Source organism: Massilia sp. IC2-278, from assembly GCF_020708045.1.
In the GTDB taxonomy this organism is placed as follows: domain Bacteria; phylum Pseudomonadota; class Gammaproteobacteria; order Burkholderiales; family Burkholderiaceae_D; genus Telluria.
On the sequence record NZ_JAJFES010000008.1, the window covers coordinates 20,625 to 34,351 of the forward strand.

10 protein-coding genes, 1 tRNA gene and 1 pseudogene are annotated in these 13,727 nt (G+C 58.8%); 7 read left to right on the plus strand and 5 right to left on the minus strand.

Features of this window, described 5'->3' with window-relative positions:
• Nucleotides 1-78: 78 nt before the first annotated feature.
• A complete protein-coding gene (locus tag LK540_RS15755; RefSeq protein WP_229438256.1) occupies nt 79-711 on the minus strand; it encodes a PEP-CTERM sorting domain-containing protein in 633 nt (210 codons plus the stop codon).
• A gap of 380 nt (nt 712-1,091) precedes the next feature.
• Between LK540_RS15755 and LK540_RS15760 the strand changes: the two are divergent.
• The 4 genes and pseudogenes from LK540_RS15760 to LK540_RS15775 all read left to right on the plus strand — a co-directional run bounded on the left by LK540_RS15760 (nt 1,092) and on the right by LK540_RS15775 (nt 7,397).
• A pseudogene (locus LK540_RS15760) lies at nt 1,092-3,954 on the plus strand (type VI secretion system Vgr family protein).
• The gene (locus LK540_RS15765) at nt 3,906-4,835 is read left to right on the plus strand and encodes a DUF4123 domain-containing protein (RefSeq protein ID WP_229438257.1); all 930 of its coding nucleotides are present in this window, start codon (nt 3,906-3,908) and stop codon (nt 4,833-4,835) included. The pseudogene LK540_RS15760 and the gene LK540_RS15765 overlap by 49 nt, the downstream one beginning before the upstream one ends.
• Entirely contained in the window at nt 4,832-5,401 is a 570-nt protein-coding gene (locus LK540_RS15770) for a DUF3304 domain-containing protein (protein ID WP_229438258.1), read from the plus strand. Before LK540_RS15765 ends, LK540_RS15770 begins: the two co-directional genes overlap by 4 nt.
• Nucleotides 5,382-7,397: a DUF2235 domain-containing protein gene (locus LK540_RS15775; protein WP_229438259.1), complete on the plus strand. Its 2,016-nt coding sequence runs from the start codon at nt 5,382-5,384 to the stop codon at nt 7,395-7,397. Before LK540_RS15770 ends, LK540_RS15775 begins: the two co-directional genes overlap by 20 nt.
• A 70-nt stretch (nt 7,398-7,467) precedes the next feature.
• On the opposite strand, the gene LK540_RS15780 is transcribed toward LK540_RS15775, so the two are convergent.
• The 4 genes from LK540_RS15780 to LK540_RS15795 all read right to left on the minus strand — a co-directional run bounded on the left by LK540_RS15780 (nt 7,468) and on the right by LK540_RS15795 (nt 10,889).
• Nucleotides 7,468-7,543: transfer RNA gene (locus LK540_RS15780), tRNA-Lys, on the minus strand.
• A gap of 54 nt (nt 7,544-7,597) precedes the next feature.
• The gene (locus LK540_RS15785) at nt 7,598-9,421 is read right to left on the minus strand and encodes a GspE/PulE family protein (RefSeq protein WP_229438260.1); all 1,824 of its coding nucleotides are present in this window, start codon (nt 9,419-9,421) and stop codon (nt 7,598-7,600) included.
• 23 nt (nt 9,422-9,444) lie between these two features.
• Nucleotides 9,445-10,239 carry a spermidine synthase gene (locus tag LK540_RS15790; protein WP_229438261.1) on the minus strand — a complete coding sequence of 265 codons (795 nt, stop codon included), beginning with the start codon at nt 10,237-10,239 and terminating at the stop codon, nt 9,445-9,447.
• Between the two features lie 134 nt (nt 10,240-10,373).
• Entirely contained in the window at nt 10,374-10,889 is a 516-nt protein-coding gene (locus LK540_RS15795) for a glycine zipper 2TM domain-containing protein (RefSeq protein WP_229438262.1), read from the minus strand.
• Nucleotides 10,890-11,267: 378 nt separating this feature from the next.
• Here LK540_RS15795 and LK540_RS15800 point away from each other — a divergent pair, with 378 nt between their 5' ends.
• The 3 genes from LK540_RS15800 to LK540_RS15810 all read left to right on the plus strand — a co-directional run bounded on the left by LK540_RS15800 (nt 11,268) and on the right by LK540_RS15810 (nt 13,727).
• The gene (locus LK540_RS15800) at nt 11,268-11,708 is read left to right on the plus strand and encodes a barstar family protein (protein WP_229438263.1); all 441 of its coding nucleotides are present in this window, start codon (nt 11,268-11,270) and stop codon (nt 11,706-11,708) included.
• Nucleotides 11,709-11,780: 72 nt separating this feature from the next.
• Complete coding sequence (gene purN, locus LK540_RS15805) at nt 11,781-12,392, plus strand: phosphoribosylglycinamide formyltransferase (RefSeq protein WP_229438264.1); 612 nt, start codon at nt 11,781-11,783, stop codon at nt 12,390-12,392.
• Nucleotides 12,393-12,422: 30 nt separating this feature from the next.
• On the plus strand, nt 12,423-13,727 hold the full coding sequence (locus tag LK540_RS15810) for an RsmB/NOP family class I SAM-dependent RNA methyltransferase (protein ID WP_229438265.1): 1,305 nt from the start codon (nt 12,423-12,425) through the stop codon (nt 13,725-13,727).

Consider the following 13,727-nt stretch of genomic DNA (forward strand, 5'->3'; position numbering starts at 1 on the left):
ACAAGAGCGCTTTCGCAGCAAAAACGACGACGCCAACCCGCGGGTTGGCGTTCTTTTGCTCCCTGCCTGGCAAGTCAATCAGGCGGATTTGCGGCGGCGCGACAGGCCCAATGCACCCAGGGCAAGGCCGACCAGGGCGATCGAGGTAGGTTCAGGAACGTCTGCGGCAACTGCGGTCTCACCAGCCGTGATCGACAGGCCTGTGTTTTCGTAGCCGTAAGCCGCTACGGATGCAGGGAAACCATTGCCTGCGGTCGTGTTGATCAGTGCCCAACCGTAGTTGAGGATGCCCGTGGTTTCGTTGAGGAAGCGCAAGCCGACATATTCCTGGCGGCCGGCCTGGAAGTTATCGCCCCGGGTCTGGTACGGGTTGAACTGGCCGGTCGAGGAGATCAGGTCGCCGAACTGCAGTACGCGCGCTTGCGCCAGGGGACCCGGCGTGCCAGTGGCAAGGATGCCCGACGGTGCGGCAGCGCCATAGAAGGTCAGGCCGCTGTTGTTGTTGTAAGGATTGAAGTCGTAGCCGACCATTTCGGACGGGCCGTAGGCGCCGGTGAGGAAATTGAAATACACGCCATCGATGTTGCTAGGAACATTGACTGGCGCATCGCCAAAGTTGACGGAGATGACGGCGGCGTGCGCTGCGGGTGCGAGGAAGAGCATGGCAACAGCGCCAGCGAGCAGGCTGCGTGCGATCTTGGAGGTTTTCATGGATTTTCCTAGTTTAGGTTTGGATTGACTCACGCAGCTCTTCAGCAAGCGCTTAATTGTCAATCAGCAAAAATCGAACCAGGTAAATGTTTCTCAATCAAATCAAAAGCTTGTATGTACGGGGTCGAATTCTTTTTGCTTAATTGTAAGAAGTTTCGACAAGTAAATGATGCTTGGCGCGAACCTGGCGCCAGGACTTCCCCCTCTGTATTGAAGAGCGGGGCGGCGTGTCGGTTTGCTGTCACAACAAATCGTGATCTTGCTCAACAATGACTTGACTCAAGGTAATGCCGGGATCGAGCGGCATGATGACAGATGCTTTTCTGCATTTTGCACGACGTCATTTTGTCTGTACCAATTACCGAGGAGTGCATCTGGTCATGAGCATGGCACTGACCCAGCGGATCGCTGCCGCACTGTCAGAATTTTCGAGCACGCGCCGCCTCTACGAACTCGTCATCGGCAACGGACGTTCCGGCCCGCCGGCAGGCAGCCTTCTGGTAGAGGCCTTTGTCGCGTCCGATGGCCTGCAGGAAGTGGGTGTGCGCGACATCATCGTGCTGTCGACCAGCATGCACATCGATCTCGATGCCTTGCTCGGCGAACCGGCCACGCTGGAAGTCTGCCTGGCCGATGGCAAGCGTGAACGCTACGGCGGTGAGATCTCCGAGGTGGCCATGCTCGGCAGCGACGGCGGCCTGGCGCGCTACCGGATCCGCCTGTCGCCCTGGATCTGGCGCCTGGGCCAGGTGCGCAATAGCCGCGTCTGGCAAGACAAGCGCGTCACCGACATCGTCGACGCCGTGTTTGCCAGCTACCCGCCGCTGGCGCGCTGGCGCTGGAGCATCGACACCGGACCCTTCCTGCGCGATACGCTGCCACGCAGTTATTGCTGCCAGTACCGCGAATCCGACCTCGATTTCGTGCGTCGTATCCTGGCCGAGGAAGGACTGGGCTGGCGCATCGAGCAGGATGCGGACGGCCCGATGCTGGTGCTGTTCGGAGACAGCAGCCATCCGCGCGCCTTGCCCGAGGACCTGTCGAGTGCTGCCGCCGGCGGCATTCGTTACCACGCGGCGCGCGCCGTCGAGCAGGACGATACGGTGCAGGCACTGACCGCCCGGCGCCGCCTGCAAGCCTCACTGACCACGGTGTCGAGCTACGACTACAAGGCCAAGCAGATCGTCGCCATCGGATCGCCAACCCGCCTCGCACAGTCACGCAATCTTCCCCCGATCGAGGCCTTCGACGTGCCGGGGGCGGACACGTTCGCGAATCTGGCGCAGGCACGGCATTACGCGGACCTGCAGATGGAGGGAAAGGAGGCGCGTGCCGAAGTGTGGGCGGGCCGATCGACGGTGCGTACCTTGCGGGCAGGAACGCGGCTGAAGCTTGCCGGACTGCCTGTGCGCGCACGTGGCAACGATGCGGCGTTTGTCCTGACACGTGTGCTCAGCGTGGGCGTCAACAACATGCCGCCGCCCGCACAGCATGCCCTGGCTGAACTGTTCGGGCCGATTCCCGAGCTGCTCGAAGAAAGCGTAGGGCGCGACTGGCCCCAGGACGTCGCGCTGGCCATCGCGCAGGCACGCGAGACCGGCTATGCCAACTGTTTCGAGGCGATTCCGGCCGAGCTGCCATGGCGGCCGCAACTGCCGGGCAGCGACGGCCGCAGCAAGGCCAGGCCGACCGCGCACGGTTCCCAGAGCGCCATCGTGATTGGCGCCGATGGCAGCGACCGGCCGAACGGCGCCAATGAACTGTATTGCGACCGGCTCGTGCGGGTGTGCGTCCGCTTCCACTGGCAGGACGAGCGCAACGCCAGCTGCTGGGTGCGCGTGGCCCAGCGCCTGGCCGGCGGCGGCATGGGTAGCCAGTTCCTGCCGCGCATCGGCCAGGAAGTGCTGGTGCAGTTCCTGGAGAACGACATCGACCGCCCGATCATCGTCGGCGCTCTACAACGGCCAGGGTGAAGGGGGGATTGCACCGACGCCGGGCGGACGGCACGATACCGGCGACCGCTCGAAGGTCTTTACCTTTGCACACGACCACAATCCTTCGGCACAGGGCAATTCGGCCGGCGGCAATAGTCCGGTATGGCACGGCGCATCGGGCGACGACGCCGGCCACCGCAACGGCGCCGCGCAATGGGGCATCCGCAGCAAGGAATTCGGCGGCAGCGGCTACAACCAGTTGCTGTTCGACGATACCGATGGCCAGGGGCGGGTGCAGCTGAAATGCACGCATGGCACCACCGAGCTGAATCTCGGACACCTGATCCATACCGCAGACAATTACCGGGGCAGCTTCCGCGGGATGGGGGCGGAATTGCGAACCGATGCGTATGGCGCGGTGCGGGCGGGGGCGGGCTTGTTTGTATCGAGCTACAGGATCGCGCATGCGGGTACATCACGCGATCCGGCAGGCGAGAACGCTGCCGCGGTTGGGCTGCTGCGGCAGGCGGCCAGGCTGGCGGAGAGCTTCAATTCTGCTGCGCTGACACATCAAACGGTCGGGCTGGCAGCGCATCTTGGCGCCGACAAGGCGAATGCGAGCTTGCTGGACGCGCAGTCGGCGCCCTTGAAAGCCTTGTTGGCGGCGATGTCGGGGATGGTGGGCACGGCGTCGTTATCGGAAGCGCTGGCCGACGTCGGCGCGCGGAATACGGCGGCGGGTACAGGCAAGGTGCCGCATACGACTGGGGCCGTCATCGCGATTGCTGCCAAGGATGGGTTCGGGGCAAGTGCCGGACAGAGCCTGCAACTGTCGAATGGCGAGACCGTTTCGTTGATGAGTGGGCTGGACACACAGTTTGTGAGCGGCGGCCAGATGCGCGTGCATACCGGCCAGGCAATCGGCGTGCTGGGCGGGGCGGTTAAGGCGGGGAAGGGCGGCGTTGGATTGCAGCTGATCGCAGCGAAGGACGATATCGATATCCAGGCGCAGGGCGATGAATTGAAGGTACAGGCGCGCGATGAAGTGAACGTAATCAGCGCGCATGGGCATATCGACTGGGCGGCGGCGAAGAAGATCAGCTTATCGACGGCGGGCGGGGCAAATATCACGATCGAGGGCGGGAATATTACGGTGCAATGCCCGGGGAAGCTTGTGGTGCATGCGGGGAAGAAGAGTTTTGCCGGACCAGTTAAATTGGATTATCCACTTCCGGCTTTGCCGAAAAGTATCTGTGTAGAATGTCTATTAAAGGCGCAAGCGGCAGGGTCACCATTTATTCTCCGATGAACAATATATCTTCTATAGATTTCTGCAATGCTATTCAGAGTGCTGCAGTCGATAGCCCGGACCAGAACGTTTATCTGCTGCTTGATCAGGCAGGCTTGCCCGGCGTTTATCAAGAACTGCAAAAACATTCTGTACCTCGGGTCACGTTGTTTGATGACACAACAGAAAAGTCTGCTTTGGCCGTTGCGCCGGTTTTGATTCTGGCTGCAGAGCGCGGCGTGCTAATCGCAAAAAAACGCCTTTTACACTGGCTTTCCCGACATGCCAGCGACACCTCTTCAGCTATTTTCTTGGTATCACCCCTTCCTGTAGAGGTAATGAGGATGAGGCTGAGCTTGCGCCTTGAGGCTGAGTTGTCGGAGGAGGCAAGTGCGATATTTCGTTTTTACGACTCGAGGATTCTAACGGCTCTCATCAGTATTTTAGACGAGGTCGAACGAGAAGCGTTCCTTGGCGTGGCAAGCACCTGGGTCTACCCAGAACGATCGGGTCAGCTGAAAACAACCAGAATAAAGTTCAATCTTGATGATGCATTCGTGGCGCCGTTAAAACTTCACGCGAATCAAGAATTCGCGTTCGTAGAGGCTTCTGAGGTAGATCAAGTCTTGGACTTGCTCCGTACAGTCATTCCACGAAAAATGAAGGAGTGTTCCGTACCTGAGCAATTTTTCCGAGTAAAGGACTTGGTGTCCAAAGCAAAATTCGAGGGCATTGAGTCCGTTTTGGGCTGTTCGATTTTTTGCAGCATTTTATTACGAGGTGGCTCCAAAGTATTGGATTCTCCATTATGGATCGACATCATGAAAGAACTGAAAAGTGGAGCAAGAGATATGACGAGACTCGATGATTTGATTGAGGATCTATTTTTGAGGTGCGTATGAAAAATCATATTCATCATCGCAAGCCATTTCTGCTCAGCAAACTCTGCGTTCTGATTTTTGGGTGTTGGATATCGTCAGTGCTGGGCGCTGAAAGAAATCCAGAAAGCCAGCAAAATGGCGAGTGGCTGTTAGGTCTAGTCGGATACAACTATACCGATCGTGAAATTGAAGACTATAGTGTTGATGGTGTTAGCGGGGGATATATACGCAAGAGCTCACCTACTAGTGGAGGAAGTGGAACCACATGTTGCGTGCGCTTGCTAAAAGAACTCAACGGAACGGTTCAGGTCAAGGTGCGTTGGCAAGTCGATGGATGTCGATATCTGATCAAGGACCTTGATGGCAGATCTGAGGCGGCGAGGCACTTTTTCTATCGAGAAGAGAAAGTAAGCGTCACTATACCGTCCGGCAAAAATGTTGCGTATTTGGAAACGCATTTTTATCCGAATGGTCGGCCTCAGGTTCGGCTGACGGAATATTCATCGCTGCCTGCATTCGCGCTGGACAAGAAACGACCGGATCGTTCACTCTTTCCGAGGTGTAAAGATGACCAGCAGCCAGAATAATAAGGGCGTAGGAGATTCGATCTCAACTTCGCTTAAACCTACCGAAAACGCGCTGCGAGCCGCCGTCATCCAGTCTGAAAGCGTCCCGGTCGATGAGGCTCCGCGAAAATGCCTGCCCGTGGGTTCTTCTGCGACGGCATCGGCGTTCAAGAATGCCAGCCTTCAAAAAGGCGTGATGGGAAGCTGTAGGAGAAATCTTTGGATATCCTACTTTTTCGACGGTACCGGCAATAATATGGAAGCGGATCTTGGTCTGGGCAAGCACAGCAGCGTGGCACGGCTTTATCGTGCGCATGTAGAAGCAGATCCGACTGCTGGAATTTGGCCGGTCTATATCCTTGGTTTGGGAACAAACTTCCCCGCAATTGGGGATGAGGGGAAGAAGCTGGGTCTCATTTCCGGGGCTGGCGGAGATGCACGGCTTGCATTTGCACTGCAAGAATTCGACCGGCTTCTTGCGAAGCCTTTGGCAAACGGAACAGCACAAACAAATGCCGTAGTCGAAATAAATATAGCAATTTTCGGTTTCAGTCGTGGCGCGGCGCTGGCGCGTGCGTTCAGTAATGACCTCATGCGTGAGCGCTGTGAATTGCGCGAAGGGAAATGGAAATTGAAAAGCGGTGGCTCACATGTCCGGTTCAGGTTTATGGGATTGTTTGACACCGTTGCTTCTGTCGGTAATACCATGAGCAGAAATAATATGGACTATTATAATCCTGCAATCTCGGATGTTAAAGGAATGATTAACGAAAGACATAGGGACTATCCTCGTACTCGCCCGATAGAACTGGCCTTTTCTAGAAGCGGTGCCCCAGGCGCAGACCCAGCCTCAGGAAGCCATGCTGGACACGATAGCTGGGGAGCAAAAATGAGAATCCATGAAACAGTCGAGGACGTTCGACATTTTATTGCTGGGCATGAAATTCGAAATTCGTTTCCAGTTGATAGCATCAGCTTTTTTGACAAGGGAAGATTTGTTAAGCCATCTCACTTCCACGAAACCATTTACCCGGGTGTGCACTCCGATGTAGGTGGTGGATATACGCCAGGGGAAGGTGGACGTGCATTACTTCCATCGCAAAACTTTTGCCTGATTCCACTGAACTTCATGTATAAATGCGCTGTCCGTAGTGGCGTTCCTATGCTTGCAGAGTTCAAGGAAGCGAATGTCGAAGACTTCCGCATACATCCGGAGCTAGTAAAGTCGTACAATCATTACATGAAATCCATCGCGGGTGCGAGTAGCATTGGCGACTTAATGAACCATCATCGGCGGCTGTATTTCGCATGGCGATTCAGGGCAATTAAAAAGAAGCTGGCAGGCGATACAGCTGAGGCGGAAGCGATTCGGCATCATAATGCTCGCTTTGTGCAGCGTAAGAATGCCATGTCGTCCGAGGTGAAGGAAGCCCGAAGAAAAGAAATCCAAGAGGACTTGTCTTTAAATAACTTGCTTAATACCCGCGAGAAAGAGGATCGAGGGGAAATTCCACTACCTCTGGATGAACTGAACAGGAGAGTTGGAGGCGTGAGTGATCGCGATATAGGCCTTGCACGCCAAAAATATAATGCTGCACGTTGGGAGCGAATCAAGGCCGAGGCAAAACAGGACACCATTCCAGACATGACAAGGCTCCAAACATTCGTTGATCTGTATGATAATCAATTAATGGCAGATGTTGCGGCGATTCAAAAGGAAATGCAGCCGATTGGAAGAAGAGCGGAATGGCTGAAGCATAGGAGAGACTTGCGTCCTCAATACAAGGCCTTGATCGAGGCATGGGAAGATGAATTCGAACACAAGCAAGGATTGAAAGACGAGGAAATTATTCGCTTTTTTGATAACTACGTGCATAACTCCCTGGCAGGGTTTGCAAAAGACGCGACGCTTCCGTCCGACCCGCGAGCTGTCTTCGTAGGCGGCGATACCAAACTCCTATACGCAAAACTGGATTCGGATGGATCAATTATGGACAGCGAATCCGACCTTGCATAACGGCGAGTGCAGAAAAACAAAAAAGGCGTCATGATCACTCATGACGCCTTCAATGCTGCTGCTAAATTCGTGGTAGGCCGTGCGGGATTCGAACCTGCGACCAACGGATTAAAAGTCCGCTGCTCTACCAGCTGAGCTAACGACCCGAAAGAGGCAGTATTATAGCCGGCGATTTTGATTTGCGCCAGAGGTAAGTTGCATCACCCGCCAGACAGGGCCGAGGTCACCTTCAGCACTTCCTCCGCCGTGGTCACACCCTCCATGATCTTCATCGCCCCGGCAATGCGCAGCGGCTTCATGCCGTCGGCCACGCTTTGCTGGCGCAGCGCCTGCAGGTCTGCCGACGCGCCGATCAGCTGCGTGAATTCTTCCGACACCGTCAGCAGTTCGTACAAGCCGGTCCGTCCGCGATACCCCGTCTGCCGGCATTCCGGGCATCCTATAGGCCGATAGACCGTCTCCGGCTTCGGCAAGTTCCACGTGCCGCCGATACTTTGCCAGACATCGTTGCTCAGTTCGCCATCCGGCGCCTTGCACTCCGAGCAGAGCGTACGCACCAGGCGCTGTGCCATCACCCCGATCATGGTCGCTTCCAGCAAGTAATCCGGCACGCCCAGTTCCAGCAGGCGCATGATGGCCGACGGCGCATCGTTTGTATGCAGGGTCGACAGCACCAGGTGACCGGTCAGCGCCGCCTGGATCGCCATCTCGGCCGTGGCCAGGTCGCGGATCTCGCCGACCATGATGATATCCGGGTCTTGCCGCATCAGCGCACGCACGCCATCGGCAAACGACAAATCGATACCGGGCTGCACCTGCATCTGGTTGAACGAAGCCTCGACCATCTCGATCGGGTCTTCCACCGTGCACACGTTGACCTCGTTGGTCGCCAGCGCTTTCAGGGTCGTGTACAGCGTCGTGGTCTTGCCCGAGCCGGTGGGGCCGGTCACCAGGATGATGCCGTGCGGCTGATTCGTCAGCGCATCCCAGCGCTGGGCATCGACGGGCGGAAATCCCAGTTCCGGCAAGGTTTTTACCACGACTTCCGGATCGAAAATCCGCATCACCAGCTTTTCGCCGAACGCGGTCGGCATGGTCGACAAACGCAACTCGACTTCCTGGCCGCTATGCGTGCGGGTCTTGATGCGGCCATCCTGCGGGCGGCGCTTTTCGATCACGTCCATGCGTCCCAGCAGTTTGATGCGCGCAGTCATGGCCAGCATGACGGCAGCTGGCACTTGGTACACCTGGTGCAGTACGCCGTCGATGCGAAAACGAACCGCGGCGAATTCGCGTTTCGGCTCCAGGTGAATATCGGATGCGCGCTGTTCGAAGGCATAGCCCCATAGCCAGTCGACGATGTTGACGATGTGCTGGTCGTTGGCGTCGAACTGTTTGTTCGCCTTGCCCATCTCGACCAGTTGCTCGAAGTTGTTGCGCAGCGCGACATCCTGCGCATTCGTCTTGCTGGCGTCCCGGATCGATTTCGCCAGGCTGAAGAACTGGGAAATGTACTGGGCAATATCCAGGGGATTGGCCAGCACCAGTTCGATGCGCCGGCGCGAAATCCTGGCGATCTCGTTTTCCCATTCGATGGCGAAGGGATCGGCCGTGGCCACCGTCAGCGTCGTGGCGTTCATGTCGACCGGCAGGATATTGAAACGCGCCGCGTAACTGGCCGACATCACGTCCGCCACGCGGGTGAAGTCGATTTTCAACGGGTCGATGCGAATGAAGGGCAGGCCGACCTTGGCGGCGCACCATTCGGTGAGAATGTCGAGCGTCAGCAGGCGGTGCGGCGGCTGGTTCGACAGCAGCTTGCATTGCGCGACGGCGGTGAGCGGATGCATCGAGCCGGCGGCGTTTTTCAGAATGCCCTGGGCCTGGGCGAAATGGGCCTTGACCTTGTCTTTTTCGACGATGCCGTCGGCCAGCAGCCAGGAAAAGATCGCCTGCAAGTCCAGGCGCCGCGGCCGCTGGGACGGGCGGGGGAGGGAAGCGGTTTGCGGTGCGTTGGCGTTCATCGATCCCTCTGTTCAATACGCTGTTAGCGCGATGCCTCGATGCCTGCTTGAAGTCCTTTGACCCAGGATTTGGCCGGCAATTTGGTGGCGGCCACGATCTGCGCCGCGCGTGCTGCCAGTGCCGCGCCGTCGAGTTGCGGCGCGTTCTTGAAGCATAGCGCCACCACATTGCCGTCGTGGACTTCGGGCAGGCAAATCACCCTGTCGAAAGCGAATTTCATCGCCTTCAGGTTCTTGTTGTAGCTTGGATGGTCGCCGAACAGGTTCACCGTCATGATGCCGCCCGGCGCCAGGCAATCGCTGCAGGCGCGGTAGAACTCGGGCGTGTCGAGTACCGGGCCCTTGGCGGTGGCGTCATATAAATCGCATTGCAGCACGTCGAAGGCGCCGTGGTTTTCCGGGTCTTCGACGAAGTCCAGCGCATCCATTTCCAGCACATTGAAGCGCTCATCCTCGGGCGGCAGTTTGAACATGGTGTTACAAATGGCGATCACCGAAGGATTGAGTTCGACGGCGGTCACCAATGCGTCCGGAAATTGGCGGTAGCAGAATTTGGTCAGCGTGGCGGCGCCCAGGCCCAGTTGGGCGATACGGCGTGGCGATTCGATGAACAGCATCCAGGCCATCATCTGCTGCGCGTATTCGAGTTCCGGCCAATCGGGTTTACGGATGCGCATGGCGCCCTGCACCCATTCGGTGCCGAAGTGGAGATAGCGTACGCCGTCCTGTTCGGACAACGTCACGGGCGCGAATTTCGGTTTGCGTGCGGGCCGGCGCGAGGATTCGGCGAGTTCGATGGATTTACGTTTGATGAGCATAGGGCGACCTGTTGAATCGGCCTATTATCGGGGGAGGGGTTCCCGCTGCGCAAGCGCAACGGGATTGGAGAGGCGGCGCGGAGAAGGAGGGGGCGTCCTCCGAGCCGATACAACTAAGCTACAACGATGACTGATTAATACTGCTGGTCCGGCTCGACCGACACGCGCAGGCGGATGCGGTTGCCCGGGTCGCGGCTCATGAAGGCGGTGTGGTTCTGGCCGCGGTATTCGTAGGTCACGTCGTAGCCGGTGGTGCGCGATTCGAAGGAATCGACGGTGCGGCACTGGCGCACGGCCTGTTCCTGCACGCCCTGGTCGTAGTTGCGGCCGTTGTTTTCCACACGGTCGCCAACCACGGCGCCGGCGATCGCACCGGCGGCGGCGGCGGCGACTTTACCGCTTCCGCTGCCGACCTGGCTGCCCAGCAGGGCGCCGGCAATGCCGCCGACCACCGAGCCACCGGCGCCGCGCTGCTGCTGGACCGGCACCTGCACGTATTCGGTGCGGCATTCCTGGCGCGGCTGGCGGATTTGTTCGACGCGCGGCTGTACCCGCACCACGCGGCCGAAATCCTCGAAGTCGGCAGCCTGGGCGAGCGGCAGCGCGCACAGGCCCAGGGCGGAAATCATCAATTTGGTTTTCATGTTCATGCTGAACCTCGTTCGTCCGGTGCTGTTGGTAAGAGCGGATTTTTTCATCCACAGATGTATGTTAATCCTGCTGGCCGCGTAAAACCAATCTACGTGGCAACAAAATGTAACAGCGAACGGCAGAGCAGCCTTGCCGCGCCAGAATGACAAAACACGTCAAATCGTGCGGATTCGGATTGAAATGCGCCAGATTTTTTCAATTTTGGGCCGCAAAGTCACATTCGGGTTGCTTCGGTAACTACAAAACGTTACCCTTACACAAATTAGGGTTTATTGGCGCGTGGAAACGATTTAGGAGAGCAGCGTTGCCGCCCGGGCGTGCATGGTGAGCAGTCCCCGGCGATTCGAACCACTACACCAGGTCGACTTGAGGGAAAAATGAGTTTGTTGATGAGAGTGCCGTCCAATCTTGTGCAGTCCATTCGGGCCTATCGGGTGCCGGAACTGCAGGAAGAGGCGGCGCGCATGGGCCACCATTTCCTGTATGCGCACTGCGCCAACGCGTTGACCAAGCAGCAAGTGTGCGCCCGCATCGGCGAACAATTTCACTTCCCTAAACCCTCCAGCAAGAATTTCGACGCCCTGCGTGCCACGCTGACTGAAACCATCCACGGCGCCGGTCCCCAGCCTGGCTTCCTCGTCGTGCTGGAGCAATTGCCCAATACGCAAAAGTTTGACAAGGAAGCGCGCGAAACCCTGCTCGACGTGTTCCGCGACGCGGCCGAATTCTGGGCCGAGAAGCGTGTTCCCTTCCGCGTTTTCTATTCCTTTGAGATCGACGCGGCCGGCCTGGAATCCGGCCCTTCATCCAGTCTGTAGTCAGCCGGTCAAGGCTGATTCCTGCTTTTCCATACCACAGTTGCGCCACGCGCATACGGTACAATGCGCGCTATGAAAAACATCGTCATCCTCATCTCCGGCCGCGGCAGCAACATGGAAGCGGTCGTGCGGGCGGCCCGGTTGGAAGGCTGGGCGGCGCGGGTGGCGGCAGTGATCAGCAACCGGGCCGACGCGGGTGGCCTCGCATTTGCCGCGGCGCACGGTATCTCGACCGCCGTGGTGCCAAGCAAGAACTACCCGGACCGCGCCAGTTTCGATGCCGCCTTGCAGCGCGAAATCGACCGCTTTGCCCCTGACCTGGTGGTGCTGGCCGGCTTCATGCGCATCCTGACGGCGCCCTTCGTGGCCCATTACGAAGGGCGCATGCTGAACATCCATCCTTCGCTGCTGCCGGCCTATCCCGGACTGGACACGCACCGCAAGGCACTGGAAGCGGGCGAGCGCGAGCATGGGGCGACGGTGCATTTCGTCACCGCCGAGCTCGATCACGGCCCGATGGTGGCCCAGGCGCGCGTACCCGTGCTCCCCGGCGATACCGAAGACAGCCTGGCAGCGCGCGTGCTGGCCGAAGAACACAAGCTGTATCCCTACGCCGTTCGCCTGTTCATCGAGGACAGGCTAAGCATCGAACAAGGCGGCGTGCGCATCGCGCAGCCCGCCTGATTTTTATACGTATCTGATTCAAGGAATTCCATGAGATTGCCACCAGCAATTCTCGGCAACACCGAAGAGGTGCTGCGCGAGATCTTGCGCTTTACGGCCCCGGCCGACGTCACCCTGTCGCGCTACTTCAAGGACCACCAGCGTCTCGGTCCGCGCGAACGCGGCGTGGTTGCCGAAGCGGTGTACGCCGTGCTGCGCAACAAGACCTTCTTTACCGATTTCGGCGGCACCGGCGGCACGCCGTCGATGCGCCGTCTGGCCCTGCTGGGCCTGTCGGAAACCGTCGGCATCGACGCCCTCGGCGGCTTGAGCGAAGACGAAACCGCGTTCCTGACCCGTATCAAGGAAATCGACCGCAGCCTGCTGCCGCCGCTGGCGCGCGCCAACATGCCGCAGTGGCTGTACGACAAGCTCGTCGCCCAGTTCGGCGAAAGCGATGCCCAGGAACTGGCCGCCGTGCTGAATACGCCGGCCCCGCTCGACCTGCGCGTGAACGCCATCAAGGCGAATCGCGACGAAGTCATCGCCAAGCTGGCCGAAGCGCCGATCGTGGCCGAGCCGACCCCGTATTCGCCGCTCGGCCTGCGCGTCAAGAAAAAGCCGAACCTGCAAGGCCTGCCGTTGTTCAAGGAAGGCGCGATCGAGGTGCAGGACGAGGGCAGCCAGGTGCTGGCCCAGATCCTGGCCGCGCGCCGCGGCGAGATGGTGGTTGACTTCTGCGCCGGCGCCGGCGGCAAGACCCTGGCCCTGGGCGCGACCATGCGCAATACCGGCCGCCTGTACGCCTTCGACGTGTCGGAAAAGCGCCTGTCGAAGCTGAAGCCGCGCCTGGCACGCAGCGGCCTGTCGAACGTGCATCCGGTGCTGATCGCGCACGAGCGCGACGCCAAGATCAAGCGCCTGGCCGGCAAGATCGACCGCGTGCTGGTCGACGCCCCGTGCTCGGGCCTGGGCACCCTGCGCCGCAACCCGGACGTGAAATGGCGCCAGCCGGAAGGCGCCGTGGCCGAGATGCAAGAGAAACAAGCTTCGATCCTGGACGGCGCCGCGCGCCTGCTGAAGGGCGGTGGCCGCCTGGTGTACGCCACCTGCTCGCTGCTGAACGAAGAGAACGACGTCATCGTCGAGCAATTCCTGGCTTCGCACCCGGACTTCGAGCTGGTGCCGATGAACAAGGTGCTGGCCGAGCAGAAGATCGACCTGGAAATGGGCGATTACCTGAAGCTGCTGCCGCACAAGCACCAGACCGACGGCTTCTTTGCCGCCGTGCTGGAACGCAAGCCGATGGCCGCGAAAGCGCCGAAGGCGGCCTCGCCTGAAGCCGACGCGGAGTAA

Coding starts and splice junctions, on each gene's coding strand:
- LK540_RS15790 (WP_229438261.1), bottom strand. CDS start 10,239: ATGCTCATCAAACGTAAATCCATCGAACTCGCCGAATCCTCGCGCCGG.
- LK540_RS15800 (WP_229438263.1), top strand. CDS start 11,268: ATGAGTTTGTTGATGAGAGTGCCGTCCAATCTTGTGCAGTCCATTCGG.
- LK540_RS15765 (WP_229438257.1), top strand. CDS start 3,906: ATGTCTATTAAAGGCGCAAGCGGCAGGGTCACCATTTATTCTCCGATG.
- LK540_RS15770 (WP_229438258.1), top strand. CDS start 4,832: ATGAAAAATCATATTCATCATCGCAAGCCATTTCTGCTCAGCAAACTC.
- LK540_RS15785 (WP_229438260.1), bottom strand. CDS start 9,421: ATGAACGCCAACGCACCGCAAACCGCTTCCCTCCCCCGCCCGTCCCAG.
- LK540_RS15775 (WP_229438259.1), top strand. CDS start 5,382: ATGACCAGCAGCCAGAATAATAAGGGCGTAGGAGATTCGATCTCAACT.
- LK540_RS15795 (WP_229438262.1), bottom strand. CDS start 10,889: ATGAACATGAAAACCAAATTGATGATTTCCGCCCTGGGCCTGTGCGCG.
- LK540_RS15755 (WP_229438256.1), bottom strand. CDS start 711: ATGAAAACCTCCAAGATCGCACGCAGCCTGCTCGCTGGCGCTGTTGCC.
- purN (WP_229438264.1), top strand. CDS start 11,781: ATGAAAAACATCGTCATCCTCATCTCCGGCCGCGGCAGCAACATGGAA.
- LK540_RS15810 (WP_229438265.1), top strand. CDS start 12,423: ATGAGATTGCCACCAGCAATTCTCGGCAACACCGAAGAGGTGCTGCGC.